This is a genomic window from Gracilibacillus phocaeensis (assembly GCF_900626275.1).
GTDB lineage: Bacteria > Bacillota > Bacilli > Bacillales > Amphibacillaceae > Gracilibacillus > Gracilibacillus timonensis.
Genome location: NZ_LR131141.1, coordinates 17,921 through 40,916, shown reverse-complemented (window position 1 = coordinate 40,916; position 22,996 = coordinate 17,921). Strand labels below are relative to the sequence as shown.

Annotated in this window: 23 protein-coding genes; all 23 read right to left on the bottom strand. The window is 40.2% G+C overall.

Annotated elements, in window-relative coordinates; translation table 11 throughout:
• Nucleotides 1-9 precede the first annotated feature (9 nt).
• Nucleotides 10-1,803 (bottom strand): ABC transporter ATP-binding protein, encoded by a 1,794-nt coding sequence (locus E0E32_RS00745; protein WP_130858657.1) that lies wholly within the window; start codon nt 1,801-1,803, stop codon nt 10-12.
• 12 nt (nt 1,804-1,815) lie between these two features.
• The gene (locus E0E32_RS00740; protein WP_066186737.1) at nt 1,816-2,985 is read right to left on the bottom strand and encodes a nucleotidyltransferase domain-containing protein; all 1,170 of its coding nucleotides are present in this window, start codon (nt 2,983-2,985) and stop codon (nt 1,816-1,818) included.
• Nucleotides 2,986-2,990: 5 nt separating this feature from the next.
• On the bottom strand, nt 2,991-3,449 hold the full coding sequence (locus E0E32_RS00735; RefSeq protein ID WP_066186735.1) for a lasso peptide biosynthesis B2 protein: 459 nt from the start codon (nt 3,447-3,449) through the stop codon (nt 2,991-2,993).
• Between the two features lie 15 nt (nt 3,450-3,464).
• Entirely contained in the window at nt 3,465-3,755 is a 291-nt protein-coding gene (locus E0E32_RS00730; RefSeq protein ID WP_130858656.1) for a lasso peptide biosynthesis PqqD family chaperone, read from the bottom strand.
• Nucleotides 3,752-4,723 carry an aldolase gene (locus E0E32_RS00725; RefSeq protein ID WP_130858655.1) on the bottom strand — a complete coding sequence of 324 codons (972 nt, stop codon included), beginning with the start codon at nt 4,721-4,723 and terminating at the stop codon, nt 3,752-3,754. The genes E0E32_RS00730 and E0E32_RS00725 overlap by 4 nt, the downstream gene beginning before the upstream one ends.
• Nucleotides 4,724-4,836: 113 nt before the next feature.
• Nucleotides 4,837-4,980 (bottom strand): paeninodin family lasso peptide, encoded by a 144-nt coding sequence (locus E0E32_RS00720; protein ID WP_130858654.1) that lies wholly within the window; start codon nt 4,978-4,980, stop codon nt 4,837-4,839.
• Nucleotides 4,934-6,913, bottom strand: a complete 1,980-nt coding sequence (locus E0E32_RS00715) for an asparagine synthase-related protein (protein WP_130858653.1) — start codon at nt 6,911-6,913, stop codon at nt 4,934-4,936. Before E0E32_RS00715 ends, E0E32_RS00720 begins: the two co-directional genes overlap by 47 nt.
• Nucleotides 6,914-7,107: 194 nt before the next feature.
• Entirely contained in the window at nt 7,108-8,265 is a 1,158-nt protein-coding gene (locus E0E32_RS00710) for an NAD(P)-dependent oxidoreductase (protein ID WP_130858652.1), read from the bottom strand.
• A gap of 254 nt (nt 8,266-8,519) precedes the next feature.
• Nucleotides 8,520-9,083: a dTDP-4-dehydrorhamnose 3,5-epimerase gene (gene rfbC, locus E0E32_RS00705; RefSeq protein WP_207302257.1), complete on the bottom strand. Its 564-nt coding sequence runs from the start codon at nt 9,081-9,083 to the stop codon at nt 8,520-8,522.
• Nucleotides 9,084-9,117: 34 nt separating this feature from the next.
• Nucleotides 9,118-10,017, bottom strand: a complete 900-nt coding sequence (rfbA, locus tag E0E32_RS00700) for a glucose-1-phosphate thymidylyltransferase RfbA (protein ID WP_066186721.1) — start codon at nt 10,015-10,017, stop codon at nt 9,118-9,120.
• A 20-nt stretch (nt 10,018-10,037) separates the two neighbouring features.
• Entirely contained in the window at nt 10,038-11,027 is a 990-nt protein-coding gene (locus E0E32_RS00695; RefSeq protein WP_130858651.1) for a glycosyltransferase family 2 protein, read from the bottom strand.
• 20 nt (nt 11,028-11,047) lie between these two features.
• A complete protein-coding gene (locus E0E32_RS00690; RefSeq protein WP_130858650.1) occupies nt 11,048-12,214 on the bottom strand; it encodes an acyltransferase family protein in 1,167 nt (388 codons plus the stop codon).
• A gap of 43 nt (nt 12,215-12,257) precedes the next feature.
• Complete coding sequence (locus tag E0E32_RS00685) at nt 12,258-14,030, bottom strand: ABC transporter ATP-binding protein (RefSeq protein ID WP_130858649.1); 1,773 nt, start codon at nt 14,028-14,030, stop codon at nt 12,258-12,260.
• A gap of 64 nt (nt 14,031-14,094) precedes the next feature.
• The gene (locus tag E0E32_RS00680; RefSeq protein WP_165444909.1) at nt 14,095-14,292 is read right to left on the bottom strand and encodes a hypothetical protein; all 198 of its coding nucleotides are present in this window, start codon (nt 14,290-14,292) and stop codon (nt 14,095-14,097) included.
• Nucleotides 14,293-14,324: 32 nt separating this feature from the next.
• A complete protein-coding gene (locus E0E32_RS00675) occupies nt 14,325-15,452 on the bottom strand; it encodes a glycosyltransferase (RefSeq protein ID WP_165444908.1) in 1,128 nt (375 codons plus the stop codon).
• A 15-nt stretch (nt 15,453-15,467) separates the two neighbouring features.
• On the bottom strand, nt 15,468-16,664 hold the full coding sequence (locus tag E0E32_RS00670; RefSeq protein ID WP_130858646.1) for a glycosyltransferase: 1,197 nt from the start codon (nt 16,662-16,664) through the stop codon (nt 15,468-15,470).
• A 24-nt stretch (nt 16,665-16,688) separates the two neighbouring features.
• Nucleotides 16,689-17,672, bottom strand: a complete 984-nt coding sequence (locus E0E32_RS00665) for a glycosyltransferase (protein WP_130858645.1) — start codon at nt 17,670-17,672, stop codon at nt 16,689-16,691.
• Nucleotides 17,673-17,689: 17 nt separating this feature from the next.
• Nucleotides 17,690-18,106 carry an FAD synthase family protein gene (locus E0E32_RS00660; RefSeq protein WP_130858644.1) on the bottom strand — a complete coding sequence of 139 codons (417 nt, stop codon included), beginning with the start codon at nt 18,104-18,106 and terminating at the stop codon, nt 17,690-17,692.
• Nucleotides 18,093-19,352: a CDP-glycerol glycerophosphotransferase family protein gene (locus E0E32_RS00655; RefSeq protein WP_286171600.1), complete on the bottom strand. Its 1,260-nt coding sequence runs from the start codon at nt 19,350-19,352 to the stop codon at nt 18,093-18,095. The genes E0E32_RS00660 and E0E32_RS00655 overlap by 14 nt, the downstream gene beginning before the upstream one ends.
• Nucleotides 19,268-20,317 (bottom strand): glycosyltransferase family 2 protein, encoded by a 1,050-nt coding sequence (locus E0E32_RS00650; RefSeq protein ID WP_130858643.1) that lies wholly within the window; start codon nt 20,315-20,317, stop codon nt 19,268-19,270. The genes E0E32_RS00655 and E0E32_RS00650 overlap by 85 nt, the downstream gene beginning before the upstream one ends.
• Nucleotides 20,318-20,332: 15 nt before the next feature.
• Entirely contained in the window at nt 20,333-21,511 is a 1,179-nt protein-coding gene (locus tag E0E32_RS00645; RefSeq protein WP_130858642.1) for a glycosyltransferase, read from the bottom strand.
• Nucleotides 21,483-22,637, bottom strand: a complete 1,155-nt coding sequence (locus tag E0E32_RS00640) for a glycosyltransferase family 1 protein (protein WP_130858641.1) — start codon at nt 22,635-22,637, stop codon at nt 21,483-21,485. The genes E0E32_RS00645 and E0E32_RS00640 overlap by 29 nt, the downstream gene beginning before the upstream one ends.
• Complete coding sequence (locus E0E32_RS00635; RefSeq protein ID WP_130858640.1) at nt 22,624-22,995, bottom strand: helix-turn-helix domain-containing protein; 372 nt, start codon at nt 22,993-22,995, stop codon at nt 22,624-22,626. Before E0E32_RS00635 ends, E0E32_RS00640 begins: the two co-directional genes overlap by 14 nt.
• Nucleotide 22,996: the final 1 nt, after the last annotated feature.

The following is a 22,996-nucleotide window of genomic DNA, read 5'->3' as shown; positions in this document are numbered from 1 at the left end:
AGACTTCCCCTACCTGACTGCTTCCATCTGGTTACGTAACAAATGGTGGAACATACTTTTCGTCTCTTGGGAAAGCTCGGCAAAACCACCTTGCTGAATGATCTGTCCTTCTTCTAAGACAACGACCTGATCGGCATGTCGAATCGTTGATAATCGATGGGCAATGATGATTATCGTCATCTTGCCCTTCAGCCGTTCCAAAGCAGATTGAATCTTGACTTCATTCTCCGTGTCTAGTGCACTGGTTGCTTCATCCAAAACAAGAATGGATGGCTTTCTTAAAATGGCACGTGCTAATACAAGCCGCTGCCTTTCTCCACCAGACAACTTAATACCGCGATCACCGATAATGGTGTCTAGTCCTTCTGGAAGCTGTTTGACAAAGGTAATAGCAGAAGAGAATTCCAGCGCCTGCCACATTTCTTCTTCTGTGGCACCTGCCTTTACCATGGTTAAATTTTCTCTGATACTGGTGTGAAATAGAAACGGTTCTTGTGGCACATAGCTGATAGATCTTCTCCAAGCAAATAGATTTTCATCAGTAAGTGGTACCCCATCGATTAAAATCTCTCCACACTCTGGACGATTCAGACCCATTAATAAATCAATTAAAGTGCTTTTACCTGCACCAGAGCGACCAACAATGGCTGTCATTTGATGAGAAGGAATAGTAAGATGGATATTCTTTAAGGCATAATATTCCTTTTTATGGTAGCGGAAATGGATCTGGCTACAACGAATATGTTGTTTCATCGTCATAGAGGTGTTGTCAGTCTTCTCATCGATGTTGCATTCCTTAGCCATTTTACATTCTTCCTGCAAGGCGATCACAGCATAAAAGGAAGGGACCGTTGTCGCTATTTGTTCCAGTGATGATTGAATGCCTGTCACCCTGGGCCACAACCTGGAAAACAAAATGATAATCAACATCAGTTGTGCTGCTTGAGCTTGGAACATCATTACCGCAACATATATAATAAGAGCAATTAGAATCGCCGAGGCTGCTTTATAATATAATTGCGAAGTGGACTTCAACCTCATAAATTCTACTTGCTCTTTTTCTATTTCTTTTGTGATCATGCCAAACCAGTTTAACCGAGATCTTTCCAATGTATTGCTTTTAATGTCTTTAATTCCATCCAGATGATCGGTAATCCCGCTAATGTATTCCTTTGATAACTCGTAATTCCTGCCTCCCAAAGTCAACGATCGTTTTAAAAATTTACGATTAAAAAGAATAAGAACCAATCCACAGACAAGGATAAAGATTGTAATCATCGGAGAAAGGATAAAGGCAAGTACAATTTGGATAAATGAAAGCCCCAGAGAGGAAATAAATTGTAATACCGAATATGCCCCTACACTGGAACGAGCAATCTCGGATGTTAACATATTGATGAAATCTGATTTTCTATTTTTAAGGAACAGCTGCCAGTTGGCATATAAAAGCAATTGATAGGTTTCTACCCGCATATATCGTAAAAAACCTTGCTGTATCCTGGTGTTTTTCACATTTAATATTCTTTTGACCAAATTCTGCCCAATGACAATCACGACAAAGATAGCCAATATAACCGGCAACCCAAACGCCATTGGCATATCTGCAAAAGAACCAAACATATGCACAATTGGTATATCTGTTGTTCCCATATCAACAAGACCGCTGGTACTAAGCAATGGAACAAGTAACAGAATAGCCATACTATCCAATAAACCGATGCCTGTCACGGCCAATAAATTAATATAAACGATCTTTCCTGAGTAACGATGGATTTGTTTCAAGAAATAAATAATGGCTTTCATCTGTGTGTCTCCTTATGATAAGGCGTGTTTTCTCGTTTTTCTCCATGCCCAAAGAAAGGGACGGAGCGGAAAATAGAGAAAATGTAGCGATTTTGGTAATGGTAAGGTTTTGACATCATCTGGATATGGATACAGGAAGCTTAGTGTAAACAAAACCCGTTGCTCCAGCGACATTAATTCAATTAAATACCTTTTATGATACTTCACTACCGCTTCTGGTAAGGGTAAGGAATGAATATTAATCATTGATTCCAAGTAAAAAATCGATTTTATCGCTAATTTTTTGGAGCGGCGATTGATCAAATGAGACGCTGCCTCATTCGAAATCTTTCCATTTAATAATTCTGATACTAACACCAGACCTTGCCCTCCAACATGGAAATAACCATACTGCTTTAATCGCTGGCTTACCTTGCCCCAGTCTAAATCTCGATGGATGAGCTGCTTGATATCTACTAACCAACGTAATCGCGACCAGCCATGCTGGGAGCCATGTGTATTCAGATACCAATAAAGATCCTCATCACTTAGCATATTGACGTCATGGATCGATGGTACGTCTTGTCTTCTATTCCACAATTCATTAAATCGTGGTTCTTTCGCTGGACCAGTATTTAATCTCCAATGTATTTCGATGGTGATTTGCTTATCTGGATGATAATAATTAACATGTCGATGTCTCCATTTCCATTCATTCAACGCTTTATTGATCTCATATTCCTTTTGATAACCACGCTTGAAAAGCAGTTCCTCTGCCTGATCCAGCTGTTCAATTGGTATAAGAATATCAAGATCCCTGGATGTACGAAGGGAAATATCACCATATAATGTTTGTGCAAGCACCGGTCCCTTTAAGAAAAGTGTACGTATTTGATGAATCTTAAACAACTTGCTTACCTCTTGCATTTCTGCACTGAGGAAAAGCATTTTGATCGTATTTTTTCGATAAAGGTACGCCAATTGCTTTCGTACAGTGGAAGGGATAGCGTCACTCTCTATCTGCTTTAACTGAAGATACAGCAGGGAGTACACACGATGATGAATCGCTAAATCAATGAACCTATTCCAATCCAGGTCAAAGAAACGCACTTCAGATATCTGCCTATCATCATTATCCTTAAGTAAATCCATGATCAGCAACAATTCTTTTGGTATATGCTTTAAGTCTAATCTATTTTCCATTTTCGTCACCTTTTATCTTTCATCTCTATTGTTTTGGCGAATGTGCTAACCATCGTAAATCGCTCCATCCCTTCTGCTCCGGTTATACAAAATGGACCACTGCGCAGCCAGGCATGTGCCATCAATTTTCCCGCTTCGTCTTTGGCTGTTCCCAGGTAAAGCGTACTCTCAATCTTCCGTCTTTCTAACATTTTTAAAGCTGCAATCCCTCGGACCAGACATTCGCTTTCCCAAAAGGTATATTTGCTTATCATATCGATTGCTTGTGAGATTTCCATTAACGTTTTCTTATACCCATTATCGATATCCGTTGATGTTTCTTTCATTCTTTCTCCTAATGAAGGCGCTATTTTGGCAAAGGAAAACGTCTTTAACAGACGAGCCAGAGCAAGGAAAACAAATGCTTCCATAAGTAGACATTTCATTCTTATATTTAATGCCAAGAGTATTTTTACTTTTCTCATCCTGCTGCTCCTTTTTTAAGTGCTCTCTACTTTTATAAGCTCTTCTGTTGCTAAATGCTCGATAAATTGGAGAACTTGATCACTGCACGCCTGTTCTTCCACGTCATATTCCCTAACTAATCGATGAATTAAATCTTGTATAGCAATCGGTTCTTTCAGATAATCCCAAATCACCCCGCCTATTTCACCGAGGTTATAATACTTACCATTCTTCATGCTTAGCATGACCTTCTCCCCAGCCATATCACTTACAATATGATCCTCTAATTGACAGACAACATCACGATTGGAAATGGTTTTGTTCATATCAGCTGCTCCTCCTTCCTTGACGGATGGTGATTTTCTAAATTAGCACCATCGTTGATTAAGTGTAGAATATGATCGACTAATTCCTCGGCTGTAAACCGTAAATGGGGACGCACAATTTGATAAAAAACAAGCCGATTCACCAAATCAGCCGAAAAGGAGAAATGCCAATCTAGCAAACCAGCACGCTGAATCATAAAATGACGAAAGGTATGATAGTATAAAATAGGAAAGCAGGCCAGCTTTGGAATAGGAGCTATTTCAATTGTAGGCTGTTCGGCCTTCTCTAGTACAAATACCCCGGCTAAGGGGGCTGGTTTATCCATAAACCCATGATTAACCGGAATTTTATATTTTGTTTCCCGCTGATAGATAGGTTGATAGGAGTGAGAGGCTATCCCGAATTCGTCTAAGCTTTCCTGCCATAACTTCTGCTGTGGATAGGAAGGGATACCGAGCGGATGGCCATTTTTCGTCATCGTCACCGCAAGAATATCATCGGTTAGTAATCGAAAGCCTCGATTTAAAAAAGCAGACGCAAGCGTTGATTTTCCCGCACCTGACTCACCCACAATGGCATAAGCCTTCCCATCGATAATCACACCACTTCCATGCATAGGCAGTACTTTCCTTTGCATCAGTAATACACCGAAACACGTCCCAAGCAAGTAAAGTCGAAGCTGCTGATCATTGACACCCGCTATTGGTGAATACGAAATCACACTGCCTGCTTCCATCCTATAAATAGCCACACCTGAAACGTGAATCAGACAAAGATCCTTTTTTATGTAATAATAGGAATCAGGTTCTGCAAGTTGTGACCATAAAGCAGATAAATCGACTTTCTTAATCACTACATCGGGCTGTTCCTCGCCTCCACAGTGAGGCAATAATTCCGGCAATGACAAGTCGCTGAAAATATGGAGTCCGAATGCCTTATAGCAGGATATATTTGACGTTTTAGCCATCGTTTGTCACCTTCATTTCTAATGATTGATGAATTGATCAGGGTGTTTGCGTCCGTCATCTCACGCTTAAAAACGAGGCTTACGGACGCCTGCACCGGGATTAAACTAGTTCATTAACTGATTTCTTCTTCTGGATTTGGATCGGGTTTGTTGTATCTGCCAATGAAAAATCCATCCCAAGAATCTCCTGACCAGCTGGCCATTGTTTCTTTAACATCCAACGATTCCAACTTTGGTTCTTTCCATTCCTTTTTCATAGGTATCACCTCCTTTAAAGGTTTTTAAGAATCGATAAACAATAATCCCACGCATTAGCAATCTCAACTCTGGCTTAAAGGCAAAAGCAGCTTTTGGCTGTTCTATGGCTGCTGACAAGGCCCTTCGAATGGAATCCATGTTCAAATAAGTAGCTGCTTCTTTATCTCTGAGCAATTCGTTTACCTCATCGATAAATTCCTGCCAATAAGGGATCATGCGATGAAGCCAATCCGCTGCTTGAATACCATAATTCGTTTGATTTAACCGTACCTTATCTGGCAAGTATCCTTTGGTGGCATGCCTAATTAGTGCACGATCCATGCCGCAATTGATAAACTGTTTTAATGGCAATGACATGCAATACTGAATCACTCGGACATCATTAGTAGGGTCCCGCATCCATAAACCGTATCGCAAGGAAAGCTTGGAGCTTGCTATCCCATTTCCATTCCAAATAAATTCACTTTCTATCACGTTGGTTCGTTGATTCACAAGATCAAGATCGGTAAACCCATTTGCATCCATACCATATACCTGCAATTTATCAAATACCTTCATCTTGTCAGCAAAGTGTGGATGGATAAGCATGGGGAAGGACGGATCCGTTTCCTTATCTAAAAAAGGAAAGGCTTGTTGACTGATAAGAGACAACAGTCTTTTTCTTCCTATTCCGATAGTTCTGCTGTATTGCTGCAATTCACGTCCTAGCTGCATCCATTTCAACCTTTTTAATAAATAGCCATAATATTCTAACGCTGGGCCCCAAGATATGGTGAAATTACCTCTTGCTCCACTTAATAAAATTCCGATGTCCTCTTGCCTTGCTTGTTCGAATATACCTTTCATCCAAAATGAATTCTCAAAAAACTTATAAGGAGACTCAAGCATGTCTAGCCAGTCATCGATATCATGGTAAGGATTTTTGTCAGCGAAACGAAGGTAGTGCTCTTCGATATTGCCTACATAATCAACCGTGGCCCGAATATAGGGACGCTCATCGGTGAAATAGTTCTTAGGCGTATAATCATGAAAATCTGCTTGAGGGATGGAACTATAGGTATGCAATGTTTTATGTTGCGTTTGCAACGTTTTTGCCGCAAAACTCGCCACTGCTCCGGAATCAAGCCCGCCGCTCAGGTGTGATCCTACTGATTTAAAGGTGCGCAGCCTGGCATCTGTTGCCTGTTGAAAAATAGCACGGAAACGCTCCGTATACTCTTCATTATGTTGGCATCTGATTTTTTCATTTAAAGATAATACGTGATATTTCCTTAGCTTCACGCTTCCGTTTGATACGGTAATCGTATGGGATGGCGGGACTTGCTGGATATCTTCCAGCACTGTATGGGATACGTCAACGGCATCGATAAAGGTGGAAATGGCTAAATACTCCGCCAGCCACGATTCATTCAATCGTCTCTGTACATAGGGCAGTGTCAATAACGGTTCCATAACGGTACAGAAGGCAAATCGCTGGTCCCCACGGAAATAATAGAGTGACCTTGCGCCCGAAAAATCCCTTGCTCCAAACAGCCTTTGTTTTTGTTCATCCCAGATCATAAAAGCAAAGTCACCAAGCAAATACCGTGGAACTTCCTCTTGCCATTTGTCGTATGCCAGTAAAATTAATTGACTATCCGGCATAACTTTTCTTTCCTTATGAACAATTCCTAATCTATCAAATAATACGTCGCGATTATCAATGATAGCATCAGACGTGATAACCAGCTGGCGTTCATCATCGTAAAAAGGAAGGGGTTCATTCATAGATTCAGGCGTTATCCACTGGGCGTGGCAGCCGAAGAACAAATTTTCTTGACGCCAGATTCGACGATCATCCGATGGAAATTTGTGTAATACCTGCATCATTTGTTGTCCAAATGATGGCGGAACCGGATCTTTCATGTGATAAATGCCAGCAATTGCACTCATGCTATCTTCTCCTATTTCTTTGGATTAATAATTGTTCTTATTAAAGAACAGATGGATGTTAAAAAACCTGATGTGATTCATAAGTCATGCTACAAAACGGATGAACATTTTCAGGGCAGTTGCAAATATTTTTTGTTCTATATAAAGAACAATACACTATTTATTCTAATAATTCAATAGTTAATTTGGATTTTTTAAATTGAAATAAAAGTGCTTTCTTTTATGGTTTCCTGCCAAGCTGTTAAGGCCATACTATCAGGCAATATAACATCATCAAAAGTGAGGATTTCGCCTACTTTCACTTCTCTTGTAACCACGGCATTCACCAATAAACCAATGGGCACATGTGCTTCATTTCCGGCTATTTTCACCGCTTCTCCCCTTACTTGAAAACTACCAATCCCCTTGGTAACTTGCTCGCCAATCTGTAAGGTTCGTTTGGCTACCGCTGCTACACTTACGGAAGGCGTTATGCCGTTATTTAATAAAATGCCGCCGCCATGAATGACTCTCTTGATCGTTTTCATGATTTCTAAATGACATAAGTGATAGTTTTGCAATAACGTATAATAAGGTCCTTCCCCCATTTTATAATAACGCAGAGCATCTTTTTGTCTGGGGTCGTGAGTTGCCATGATAAATACACCAGGAGGCGCTTTTGGCGCTATAACAAAGTCACTAATCGGATAACCTAAACGCTCTGCTGTCATTGCCAGTTCTTCCCCTACCTTGTTTAAATCATCTGTCTGTGGCGCAAGCAACCCATCCACGGCAATGCCCGCCCCCAGTCCGTTTGCAACGAAGGCCTGCTCTATCTGCACTTTCGTCCCATCAGTAAACGATGTCGTCATATCTAGACGCATCCCATTTTTCTTTGAGAAATATTCCATATCTTTTAAATTAGGATCTAATTTTAAGAAACCTTTGATATTACCATACACCAATGGTTCAAACCCCATCTGCACAACATTTTCATGTAACGCTGCCAAACAACCTGGTTGATCCCCTTCCGCTTCGGTAATAAACCCTCTCCTAGCAAAATAACTGCCTGTTGTCACTTGAAGCTCTGCATTCATCGTGATCACTGGAATGGCCGCTTTTATTGCTTGATCGATTACCTCTGTTCCGTAAAGCACATCTCCACTACACTCTACTACTAGCTGACAGCTGTTTATCAATTCTTCTACGGAATTGGTTAAAACTTCGGGATACGGGTATGCCGACATCTGTTTTATTTCACGACGAGTAAGTACCTTTGTTAGCTCTAAATCGGATTGCTTTTTGATTTCGATGGCCAGTCCGTTACCAATTAAGCCAGTGCCAATAATGCCTATTTTAGTTACACTATCCATGACGTTAGCCTCCTTTTATAAAAAAAGATTGTAGAACCTCGAAGTAGTAGTTACAAACATACTATATAAGTTGAACGTATAAATCGTGACAAGCCAGTCTTTTCTCGCATATTTCCTGAGCATCCCTCGTTTGATTCATTCGTATAAATAGATCAAAAACACCTCGGATCCATGAGAAATTATTTCAACTTATATAATCGTTCATTTTTTCTGCTGAACAAGCGCTCGATCCTGCATTCGCCAAAAAACACCACTCACGGTGTCACATAATCACCTTCAAACACTTCCGCATGGATGAATGCCGGATGCTGCTTATCTTTCTCGGATAATATCGGCCGGCTCGTCGGCCAATCAATCTGAAGCGTTGGGTCATTCCAGATGATACCTCGATCTAATGCAGGATAGTAGTATTCATCCACTTTATAGATCACTTCTGTATTGGCTTCCAGTGTGCAAAAGCCGTGCGCAAAACCTTTGGGAATGTACAATTGCTTTTTATTTTTATCACTGATTTCGACACCAAACCATTTGCCGAAATTTACCGAATCTCTTCTAATATCTACGACAACATCAAAAATAGAGCCTCTGATCACGCGGATTAATTTTGCTTGTGAGCCTGGGTTCAATTGATAATGCAATCCTCTCAATGTCCCCTTTTCCACAGATAAGGAATGGTTATCTTGAATGAAATGATCCTTGATTCCGTATGTTGTTAACTGTTGATAATGATAACTTTCCATAAAAAAACCCCGGTTGTCTTGCCATACTTTTGGGATAATCAGCTTTACTTCATCCCATATCGGTTGAACCTCTATCATGGTTTAACACCTGCCATCTTTTTTTAGTGTGGGCTTACTTATGCACGACTAATTTCTTTTTCATTTGGTTCGTCTCGACAATTTGCAGTAAATACGCGCCATAGTGACTCTTCTTCAGCGGCTCAGCCAGTTGCAATAACTCCGTTTCGGATATATATCCCTTGTAAAAGGCGATCTCTTCTAAACAAGCAATTTTCAAACGTTGTCTTTTTTCAATAATCTCAATAAACTGGGAGGCTTCTAATAACGCTTCGTGAGTGCCTGTATCTAGCCAAACAAAACCACGACCCAACAGCTCGACATTCAATCTGCCCCGCTTGACATACTCCTTGAGAATATCGGTTATCTCTAATTCCCCTCGAGCTGATGGCCTGACACGTTTGGCAAAATCAACAACCTGATGATCGAAAAAGTATAGACCGGTAATCGCATAGTTTGATTTCGGAAAGGCTGGTTTTTCCTCAATCGATACCACATGGCCATATTCATCAAATTCCACCACCCCAAAGCGCCTTGGATCTTTGACATTATAACCAAAGATCGTTGCCCCGTTTAATTCTGCGGACACTCTCTCCAAGTGATAGGTGAATTCATGTCCATGAAAAATATTGTCACCTAAAATCAAGGCAACATCGTCCTGCCCAATAAAATCTTCGCCAATGATGAAAGCCTCTGCTAAACCGTTCGGATGTTCCTGGACAGCATAGGAAATATGAATGCCCAGTTCGGCACCATCCCCGAGCAATTGTTCAAAACGAGGCGTATCATGTGGTGTTGAAATAATTAATATTTCTGTTATCCCCGCCAGCATTAAAACAGAAATAGGGTAATAAATCATCGGTTTGTCATAGACGGGCAGTAATTGTTTCGATATAGATCGCGTTAATGGGTAAAGCCGTGTCCCATTTCCACCTGCTAAAATAATTCCTTTCATAACTAGTCACCTCGATTGTTTTATGTCAGTTGTCGTTTTTTCGTAGGAATATGGTTGATGCGTTCAAATAACGATGGATGGACGCAAAATATTACACACATCACCTTTTGCTTCCAGCCCATTTCTTTATGCAGCAAAAGATAAAACAAGGTTCGGTCAAACGAACGTTTCATCATCTTTAATGCTTGCCTCCTATCTGTTGAATCGGACTTCGCCAAAAAGTAATACCAAAAAAACTTCTCCATATAATGTTTTAGAGCTTTTTGATGTAACGAAGCTAGTTTTCTCTTTCGAAAATAAACTTCTCTATCCTTTAGTGCCGATACCGCACCGAATCGTATCGAATAAGCAAGGGAATGAATTTGACTATCCTTACGCTGAACATAATAATATAATGGTGTCTGAATATAAGTTGTTTTTTCACTCTTATCAAGCAGCTTATGCACAACCGTTTCATCATCATTGATATTGCCAACCTCATATCTAATATCTTGAAATAACGATTTTTTATAAAGTTTATTCCATGGACAGATAAACGTCAGAGCATTCGTTTCATAGATTTGGTGTAAAGCCTCTATATTGGTAAAGTGCTGTATCTTATAATCGTCCGATGCACATTTCCTATCAACAAGCTGGTCTTCGTTCACCTTGACAAAATCACAGGCGACCATATCGGAATCATACTTCATCGCATTGGTATATAACAGTTCCAGCATCTGTTCATTGATATAATCATCATTATCGACAAACCCTATATATCTCCCTTTTGCCATCTCCAAGCCTGCATTTCGTGATGACGCCACTCCGCCGTTTTCTTTATGAATCACCTTCACTCGCTTGTCTCGTTTAGCATATGCATCGCATAGTTCACCGCTAGCATCGGTAGAACCATCGTTAACTAGAATCAACTCAAATGCTTGGAACGTTTGAGCTAAGATCGAATCTATACATTTTGGTAAGAACTTCTCCAGATTATACACAGGGACAATCATACTTATTTCTATAGTCATCACTTGCCTCCTTCTTTGGTTCACACCGTCTTTTTCTTGGGCACCCACACTTGCTGTTTGTCACTCGTTCGCTGCGCTAATTTTCTGCCCATTTTTTGTGCGGGGTTTTCAATGGCTAGCCAGGCGAGCGCTGCTATACCAAAACTCAACGTCATCGCTATGACCGATATCATCCATAATGGCAGCAATCCCTGAAGCAGGTATAAGCAGGTTAAAATAACCGGTAAATGAAAGAGATATAAGCTATAAGATATTCTTCCTAAAAAAAGAAACGGTTTAAGCTGCAGCACGCTTGTTAACTTAACTGAACCAAACGCACATACAACTATGCCGATACAACCAAGAACTATGCCATATTCTGATATCGTATTAAAATGAGTGGAGAAAAAACTAATTCCTGTCAGTTGATAGGCAACATGCAAACCAAAATTCGAGAACTGAAACAACCCTAAGGACATAAAAAGCAGGGCACATTTAGATAAAAATTTTCTATGATGAAAGAATGCTGTTAGCTCTTTTCGATGTTTAGCCATTAAGGAACCAAACAGAAAAAAAGCGGTGTATTGCAACGTTTTAAAATAGTCTGTATGATATCCCACGGATTCCTGCCAACGATACATCGTATTTAACGCTGAAATGCCAGATAGCAGAAGAGCTATCGTAATGATTATTTTCCAGTTCAACCGCTTCACTACTAGCATTAGAAAAGGGAAAATCAAAGATATACGTAATTCATGCACCAAGGACCAGATCACACCATTAAATGCATTGGTATGATAATTACCTAGGAATAAAAGATGTTCCGTCACTAATGGCATACGGATGGATTCCTTCCATAACAGGTTCCAGTCACCAATGGCCGCAATGTCTTGATTCAAAAAAATTTGTGATAGTATCATCGCAAAAACAATCGCAGACAAGTAGGGAAGATAAATTCTAAACAATCGTTTGATTACATAAGGCAGATAATCCAGTTTGTCTTTTCTTAGGAAAGGGAGTGACAACACGAAACCACTTAACAGAAAAAACAACATCACAGCACGGTAACCATCCGTAAAACCTAACCATACAAGAGCCTGATAGACGACAGGGGGCAGCGAAAACGCAAAATACGGGATATGACTAAATAGAACGACTAATGCTGCTAAACCACGAAGCGAGTCTAATTGTTCCATGCGATTGCTCATTATTTTTTACCACCTTTAGCCTCATTTCTGACTGACTATGATTTTAGATTACTGACTGCTTCCATTCATGATGAACGGAGACCACCTGACCGTCGCTAATTTCGAAAACAATATCGCAATTTTCAATCGTACTTAATCGATGAGCAATGATAATGAATGTCTTCTCACCCTTGAGTTCATCAATCGCCTTGATGATATCCTTTTCGGTCTCATGATCCAATGCAGATGTTGCTTCATCCATGAATAATATTTCTGGGTTGTGATACAAAGCCCGGGCAATGCCAATACGTTGGCGTTGTCCACCAGACAGTCTCAATCCCCTTTCTCCTACGGTTGTTTCTAATTGATTTGGCAGGGTTTCCACATACTCTTTTAATTGTGCTTGTTCTAGTGCTTGCCAGACCATGGCATCATCAATTTCTTCTCTTTCCATACCAAAGGCTACATTGCCGCGGATCGTATCATCTGATAGAAAAATCGTCTGCGGGATGTAACCTATTTTCTGCTGCCAACTATGTTTTTGTTCGAAAATATCTTGGCCATCTGCCAACACACGACCATTTGCCGGCTCAAACAGCCCGAGTATAATGTCCACTAATGTCGTTTTCCCTGAACCAGATTCTCCGATAAACGCAATCGATTGGCCAATTGGGATTTCTAGCGATATATTCTTGATCGTGTCCATCGTTTGATTCGGATAACGAAACGAGACATTATTTAACTGTATGGAATCAGTGTACGTCTTTGCCCCCGAATTCTTGTGTTTTTGTTTGAGTTGATGGGCATACTCTGTTTCTTCTTTATGCCATATTAAATCTTCATAAACGACATTCAATGCAGGCTGACTGTAACGAATGGTTGTGATCAGTGCGACCACTCGTGTAATAGACGGCATTAAACGAAAGGCGGCCATAGCAAATAGCGCCATGGTCGAGATCAGTTGTGTTGTTCCTGTTCCTTGAAACACGATAATCAGCATGGTAATCAAGACAATCGAGACCAACATTGTCTCAATAAACAGCCTTGGTACTGTCTCCAGCATTTTCATATACCTGCTATTATTCGCCTTGATCTGGCTTTGAGCGGCGTAGGAATCAATAAAGAACCTTTCCTTCCCTGATACCTTCACTTCTTTGCTTGCTCCTAATCCTTGATTGACCCATTTAATCATTTTTCCGCCAACGATTTGCTGTTCTTGTCCTAAGGTACTAATCTTCTTGCGCAAGATGGTAAAGAACAACACCACACTTCCACCTAATAAAACAGCAGCCGTTAATGTAGCGACTGGTGCTGTAATAAGCAGCAAGATCAAGATACAAAGGATAACCAGTATTTCAGTAAATAATTGAAAACTCGACATGATAATACCTTGAAACACCTTGGGCACCTCTTCATTTACATTACGGAGAAGATCTGCTGAATTCCGTTGCAGATGAAAAGTATAAGGTTTAGTTAGATACGCCTTAAATAGATTGCGTGATAACTTTACTTGTTGATTCAGGATAACCCTAAATTGGGCATAGTTGAAAAGCAGTAGATATAGATTTTTCAAGACAAATACGATAAATAACAGGATAACGGCAAATAGGATAAATGCAGTAGTCGTTTGAAAGGAAAATAGTTCATATATCTTAGCTAAAATGGCTTGTTCTTGAATCATTTCTGGATTCGTCACCATACCAACAAAAGGAACGATTAATCCTATTCCAATGGTTTCTAACAAGGCGGCTATTACCATCATAAAAAAAAGAAGCACCAGTCGTTTCTTTTCCCGTCGCTGAAAGAGTGCTGCTATTTTTTGTATCGTTGTTTTCACATTCTCACTTCCTTTCTATAGGGCATTCACCCATGGGAGATAGCTACTATACAATCCCGTATAGCTACTCGTGAACTATTGAATTTTCGTCCACCATTTTTCTCACTTCACTCGAATTTTTGGCCGTCATTTTCGTGATGACGACCATTTTTTCCGCTTCCCACGAGATTTTGGCCGTCATTTCCATGATGACGACCATTTTTTCCGCTTCCCACGAGATTTTGGCCGTCATTTTCGTGATGACGATCAACCGTGTTTTCATATATACCAAGATAGTTTCTTTCATAAAAATAGCTAGGTGGAAGCCGCCGATGGAAGATCGTTTCGCTCTATCATACGTTGCACTGCTGCATATATTTGCTGCTCATCAACGTCTACGATTATACTGTTTGCATGCTGTGACAACTGTTCATGGGCACCGGTAAAATTAGTCGTAATAATCGGATTAGAAAAACACCTGGCTTCTGCAAGGGTAAGGCAATACCCCTCATGACGAGATGGTTGAACGTATAGATCACATTGCTTCATAAACGGATAAGGATTAGACATGGCACCTAACAGGATAAAATCGGATTCCAACTGATATTTTTTTATCAGCTGTTCATATGCTTGTTGGGCACTTCCTTCTCCAATGCAATACCACCTTACAGGAAAGCCGCTTTCTTTTAATTTTGCTAATACGGGAATAATGACATCCTGACCTTTCTCTTTACTCAAACGGCCGACCGTTAAAATCCTTACACCAGGAAAATGATCTGTAAATCCTTTACCTTCCTCGGCCTTCTCCGTTATCCGTTCAGGCTCTATGAGATTGGCACAAAAATCGATTTTCGCTTTTAATTTCGGGAGTTTATCGATTAGTTTATCTCTCCCTTCCTGAGATACTGCATAAACTTGATCGAATTGCCGATAAATTTTTGCAGCAAAGGATACATCAAAATCAATCTTGGTCACATCAAAATGAATCCACTGTACTTTTTTCTTGGCATTTATTTTGTGACAAACAAAATAGCTTATTAGATCCATAGGACCTGCATAAGCTACCGCCACATCGTATGCTGTTGGTAAGTTTGGCGTGTTTTTCAACACATAGTTTAAGAAATATCCTCTATTCCTCATAAATCTTGCTCCTAACTGTCTAAAAAAGGGACGCCAATCGTTGATCCTTTTATCCTTTTGAAAATTATTACGCAGCATTTTCCTGAGTGGGCTGTTTAACATCTCTTTGATTGTTGGATATTCATCGATAGAGGTAACCTTTACATGAGCAGGGATGGACGCTAAAAAACCACCACGTTTCTCCAACATCAGAATCGTAATATCATATTGATTCTCCGGCATTTCAGCAATCCTATTCAGCAATGACCGTTCTGTCCCACCTACATTCATATTAATGACCATAAATAATATGCTTTGCTTCATTTCGAAAACCATCCTTTATGTGGATTCAATCAACTGATAAAAGTTCTCTATTTCTTCCACATTTCCTTTTTTCTCATGGATTAAGTATTGAATGATACGGCTTTTTAACGGTTGATTATCTAGAATTTGTTTAATTGCTGCCGAAACATCATCCGCATTTCGTTCCACGACTAATCCATTTTTCTCGTTTACCATTTGATTATATACGGCATCAAAGATTGAGGTGACGACGGGAATATTCAGCATTCTGGCTTCTGCTATAGCGAGGCCAAACCCTTCAAAACGCGAGGTCTGAACATAAATATCCGCCTGTTTAATAAAAGGATACGGATTCGCCTTTACCCCCAATAAAATAAAATGGTCGGTTAATCCCATCTTTTTTATCTTTTTTTCAATCTCTACTTGCAAGGGACCTTTTCCCAGTGCATACCATTTAAAATGTACGCTAGCTTCTTTCAGCTTTTTACAGGCCTCCAGTGCCAGATCATAACCTTTTTGATGAGCTAATCTTCCAATGGTTAACAGCCTTACACCATCAAAATCATCTTTATAACCTTCTCCAATTTCCGCCATTTTAGTAATAAAGACAGGATTATTAATATCATATTGTATGGCTAGTTTCTTTTGATAAAAAGGAAATGTTTCTAAAAAAACTTCTTTTGCTGCATCTGATACAGTGATGATTTTATCGTATCGATCATAATAATATTGTTGAAACTGTCTCTCACGTTGATCCAATCGATAACTAACATTAACCCAGGCCAGTTTTCTTTTCGCCGTTATTTTCTCTGCCACATAAAAGGTAGGTACCCCTTGTGCATAACTGATCGCAACATCATATTGCTTCGGGTTATCCTCAATCACGCGTGCTGCACTTTCCCAGTAAATTCTAGCCTTCTGGATATTGCCACAATTCTTACTGCGAATTTGGTATGAATATCTGACTCGTGAGATAAGCATCGTATAGTCTGTTGTGGTCATCGATTGCATTAGCGCCGATGTCCAATGCTTCCCTGCAAAGCTTGTATAGCTCAATGGTTTTAATAGATGGACTTGCTCGGGAACCAATTGCTCCAGTGGATTACCATAAGCGAATAATTGCAAATCGACTTCATACTGATGATAATCCAATAAATTTAACAGTGTCACCAGACTTTTTTCAGCGCCGGCCACATCCAATGAATCAATCACAAACAATAGCTTCTTTTTCATCGTTTCACCACCTGTATATTTTCTTTATGACAGGCCCAACGTTTGCTTTAATCGGCTGGAGAATAACAATAAAAAAATATTGTAGCGAATCATCGACACAATATATTTATATTTATAAGACAAGATGTTATTTCTCATCATCTTCCTGTAGTGTTTACGACTATAGCGCCGAATCTTCAGCAGATATAATTTCTTCTCTCTTCTATTCATTGTTTGATTCAATACGTAAAAAATATTATCTACACACCAATAACCATAACAGGCATACACATCCGTCAGCAGAGAAGAATCATACTGCTCAATAAATTCCAATATGTCATTCCAGGCAATAAAGGCATCCAGTCTGCCCTGATGAAACCGCTCATTTAAAATACTATGACTCCTTTTCACATAGACATAGCCAGCAAAATTGGAATAAGTAACCGTTTCTGCATTGGCGAACAACTTGTATGTGGTCGATAAATCTTCATGGATACGTCCTACCGGAAAAGATACGCCCGTAAAACAGCTTTTTTTAAATAACTTATTGCATAGAGAGAAACGAAATAAGCGTCCCTTAAAAAGTTCCGACATTGCTTCTTGATTGGTCATCACTTTTTGATAAGGCGGACCGTTACGGGAATCTATGCGTTTTCCATCTATTTCTCTTCCTAAATCGCAAACAGATATGGCACATCCTGTTTCTTCGCAAAGTTGATAGAGTCGCTGATACATATCCTTTTCAATATAATCATCGGCGTCCACAAAACCGATATACTCCCCAGTGGCTGCCGCTACTCCTGCATTTCTTGCTGCACTAACACCAGCATGTTCCTGATGGATCACCTTCACCCTGTTATCCTTGCTGCTAAATTGGTCACAAATAGCTCCGCTGCCATCTGTCGAACCATCATTAACAACCACCATTTCCATGCTCGTAAACGCTTGGGCGAGAATACTATCTAAACATTTAGCCATATAGGCTTCCAAATTATATACTGGCACGATAACGCTGATGATAGGTTTCAACGATGACACCTCCCTTTTTACAGCTTAATCTTCTCTTTCATCAGCGATGACGACACCCCTTTGGTATAGGGAAAATAGATAATATCCACCCCCACTTGTTGGAACTCTTTCTCCAACGCAGTAAATAGAGGATCTCCTTTCCAATCATCGCCAACAAACATCACATTAAAAAGCAAGAAGTCCCAGGCAGCCATTTTATCCCGATTGTGTTGGGGGATGACTTGATCCACGTATTTCATCCCTGCTACAATTTCTTTTCGTTCTTCATAAGGAATGACTGGCCGTTTGGCTTTATATTCCTCCACCAGTTCATCGGTACTAACACCTACAATCAAGAAATCACACTGCTCTTTTGCCTTGCGTAAGATATTCAAGTGTCCTACATGAAATAAATCAAACACGCCTGTTGTATATCCAATTTTATACCGTTTCATATATGTCACCCCTCGTTTTATAATCAAAACAAACTTCCTCTAATCGCTTGACTAACCTCTCACTTGCTCGACCGTCTTCGTAAGAACCGACTTCATCGAGAAATGTCACTACATCCTGTTGATAGACCTCCGTTTGAAAGCTGATTATGTTACCGTACAGCCCTTGATGATTCGTTGCATAGGTAAAAGGTAATTGCGTAATAGTAAAATAAAGGCCTCTCTCTGCATTGACATACTGTCCTAAGTCCGGTGTGTAAAGGAAACATGGTCGTTTGGTAATAGCAAAATCAAACATAAGCGATGAGTAGTCCGTTATTAAGATATCGGCAAGCAGCAGCAATTCCTGTACATCATCGTACAAGGTCACATCGATTACCTGCTCACCATCATGAAACTGCTTGGTTGCAGCGCTCAAATGCGGATGTAATTTCACCAAAACGAGCCATTCTCCTCCAAACTTCTCCTTCAATACCTGCGACAATGGTTGATAATCCAAATCATATACGACCTCATGGTTGCCCGCTCGAAAGGTAGGTGCATACAGTAATAATTTCTTCCCTTTGGGTAGCTGTAATCTTGCGAGTATATGATCTCGTTGACGGGAGCCGCTTTGATACAATAAATCATTGCGCGGGGTGCCATGCTCAAAAATTTCTCCGTCATACCAAAAAGCCCTTTTAAAAATATCCGTACTAAATCGACAGCCTGATAATACCAAATCACATTTTGCTGCGTCTTGCTTTGCCATCTGCAGGTAGCTCGCTGGCAAGGTATTCTCTGCGTCCTTTTCAATTTGCTTTAAACGTAAGGAACTATGCCAGGTTTGAATATAATACTGATTTTTTCTTTTGATAAATAAGTCGGTTGTGCGGTAGTTTGTAATAACTACCTTTGCCGTGCATACTTCATAAAAATATCGCCAAGACATGTTCTTCACTTTTCGAACATGGGGTAATTCCAGCTTTGATTCCGGTTCGTTGAAAGCCCAGACCAGATCAAATGGATTAGCTGTATGTTCGTTGATATATTGCGAAATATACTTGGGATTGCAGCCATAGTTACTGCCATAATAGCTAAACAGCATTATTTTATTTTGCTTGATCGGCAACAGGTTACAAAGATAAATCCACACGAATGCGATCCATTTCTTGATTTTTTTCATCATTTCACTAGCACCTCTTTTGTCACTTCTGTCAATCCAGTCGGTGTACGTAATAGTTTCATTTGCCGTAATCCTTTTTTCCATCCGAGATAACCCATATACAAATAGGGATGCCATAAGAATAATCGTAAGTGAAGACGTAATTGTTTGTCCCCGCTAATTGCTTGTTTCAGCTCCATGTCGTTGTTCCGTATATAAAACGCAATGGCTTCTCTATGTAACTTATTGCTATCGATACTTCTGTTCAACGTGCACAAGTTGTAATGAATCAGACTCGTTTTTAAAATCAGTTTGTACGAGGTATCCATCAGCTCTGGGTAATTGGATTCAACAAAGCGATGTCTTTCCTTTAAACCCTTCAGCATATCTAAGCTTCTAGTAGTGTAAGTTGCTGCAATACTGTTATCACGCTGATAGTAATAATACATAGGCTGATGCAGTATGAGATATCGATCCACTTGATGCATGACGTGATGGGCCCAGAAGACATCCTCAAATAAAACACCTTTTTTAAATGGAATATTCCGAATGAAGGAAGTTTTATATAACTTTCCCCATGCAAAATTTTTCACTTTTTCATTTGCGATCAATTCATACATCAACCGATCCTGTTGTAATAGAACCGGTCGATCGTGTTCCTTGAAGTAGCGTTGATCCACCAGCAGCTTGTCTTGATAAGCATAATAAAAAGCGGTTTGGACAACATCCGCTTGATAGCTGATCATATAGGTCATCATCATCTCCACCATGGTTTCCTTGAGCCAATCATCACTGTCCACAAACATCGTATAGTCGCCCGACGCCCGCTTCACTCCCTGGTTTCTTGCGTCTGACAATCCAGCATTTTCCTGATGAATGACGTGTACTCGACGATCTGTTTGTTGATAATCATTCGCTATTTTTCCGCAATCGTCTGGGGAGCCGTCGTCTACTAGAATGATTTCCAAATTGGAATAGGTTTGATGAATAATACTATCCAAACAGCGATGAATATATGGCTCAACGTTATAGATCGGCACAATGATGCTCACTTTAGCTTCTCCCCACATCCAATTCCTCCTTTTTTAGACGATTTGATAAAGCTTCTCTAACTCCCATTCATTAGCATAATCTGTATTGGCACATGCCTCAGCCAACTGGTTTCTTTGTTCTGGATGCTCGTATAACGTTTGAATACCCGTTGCAATTCCAGCAATGGATGACTCACAGATCCTGCCATCCTGTCCATCGTTTACTTGACTTGGTGCCGTTGGATAATTCGTTATTAAGACCGGTTTGGCGAGTATTTGCGCCTCCCCAACTGTCACAGCTTTTCCTTCATAGCGTGATGGCTGGACATACAAATCAGCAGCCTTGATGAAAGGATAGGGATTGACCTTTTTTCCTAGGAGAATAAATGCTTCCTGCAAGGAAGCGTCTGCTATCAGCTCCCTTAGCATGCGTTCATCCCCGCCATAACCAACCACATACCAGGCAAGATTCCGATAGCCCTTTTCCTTTAACAGCTTCAGTGCTCGAACCGCTTGATCTATCCCTTTGGCATGAGATAAACGTGCCACAGTGATTATTTTAAATCGTGTATCATCCAGCATGGGATTTTCCAACTGTACGGTAGCCAATGAACGGATCAAATCAGGCGACGTGACATTTTCCATCACAAGCACCTTCTGCTGGAGCAGCGGATATTTGTGAATAAACGACTTTTTACATTCCTCCGAGACGGCGACAATGTGATCAAACTTCCTCCACATCTTGATATCGATGTCCTCATTGGTATCGACCGAAGAGAAGTCGGTGTGTATCCAGGCGATTTTCACCTTTGCTGCTACTTTTTCCGCTACAAAGTAATGAGGCCACAAATAACTAACAGCAACATCATAGGTGGTGTCTAACTTCGGTAAGAAAGGCAAGGCATACTTCCACATATACTGCATTTGCTGATAGCCCGTTTCTGCCGAATCCTGCCAATGTGTCCGCAGTTTGGCTAATAAACGAGCAACCCCAATGGCGGGATACCCTGATTGGAATATTTGCTTGATGGACATTCGAAACGTTTTATAACGAGCTGATTCTTGCAATAATTCTGGTTCGGTTGGTAATTGCTCCAAAAAATCACCACTATGGCTATACAGCATTAAATCCACCTTATATTGCTGATAATTAAAATGATGTAACATACTGATGAGACTGCGCTCCACTCCTCCTACTTCCAGATCAAAAGTAGCGATCAATATATTTTCCATGTTCACCGCCCTCCTCATATTGATAGATTTTCATCAGCTTCGCCAGGGCCTGTTTGACGGAATAACCGTTGTACTCCAATCCATTGCTGATTTTCGTTTGGTTATATTCCTTTTGTCCTGCCTTTTCGATAATTTTGTCAGCCCACAGGCTTGGCTTATCTGACAAGGATAATTTGGTAAATAGGTCCACTTGCAGGTCTGCTTCTGGCTGGATTGCTTCAGAAACAATACACGGCACTCCACTCGCCTGTGCCTCCAGCAATACTAAACCTAAGCCTTCGTAAATCGATGGGAAAACAAACACATCCATGCTGTGCAGCATCGTAGGAATGTCATCCCTTACACCGATAAAACAGATATAATCCGACAGCCCCTCTGTTGCAGCGACCGCCTCTATCTCTTCGCGCAAATCGCCATCCCCTACCAATAATAATTTCGCCGCCGGCTCCTTCTTGATCACTTCTTTCATTATTTTCAACAAAAATTTATGGTTTTTTGCCTCCATAAAGCGGCCAATGTGTCCAATAATGATATATTTATCAAAACCTTGTTGAGTGATAAACTGTTGCACTTGTGTTTCTGACTTGTGTAAATAGGGATAGTAATCAATCACATTGGGAAAATAGGTGTACTTGGCATCACCAAGAAACTTTTTACCATATAAATATTTCCCAGCTTCCTTGCTGCAAGCTAATAGATGAGTAGAATACTGTGTGATAAAGTATCGCATCATCTTTAAATAAAGCTTTCTGATGATTCCTTCACTATCGTCCAAGGTGGTATGGGCATGAGAGATTCTTATCTTCACATCTGCTAACCGCGCAGCCATCATCGAGATACCACAATGAAACAACGTATGGGCATGAATAACATCATAGGGACCATATTTTTTGATCACCTGATAGATAGCTAAACTAGAATTTGTCTTGCGAAGTCGAATGACGTTGCCACCAAGTTCTCTAATTTCTTGATCATAATGGGCCTCCTTCTGGCTATACGAGATAAAATCAAATTGGACTTTTTGATAATCAATGTTGCGATAGACATTCATTAACATCGTTTCCGTTCCAGCCCGATTCATGGCACCAACAACGTGTAATACCTTTATTTTCTTAGGAGTTTTCATGTTTATTACCCGCTTTATCGTTTTTATCGAGATTCTCCTTCTGCCATTTCGCAAACTCAATGACTGATTTGAAGTCTTGTAAATCATTGGTTTTTACCCCCGAATTCTTCAAATCAGTAACAAATTGCACCCATTTCGCTTCAGGGTTCTGCTCGGTTGATGATTCTTTGCTAACCAATGTATTGACATCGACATGCAATACTTTTGCGATCTTCTCGATAATTTGCAAGGAGGGGTTCTGATTTTGATTGCGCTCTATATTACTCAAATAAGATTTGGATATATTCGCTCGCTTGGCACACTCGGATAATGTGAGCCTTCTTGTCTTACGTATTTTTTTAATTTTCTCTCCAATCATC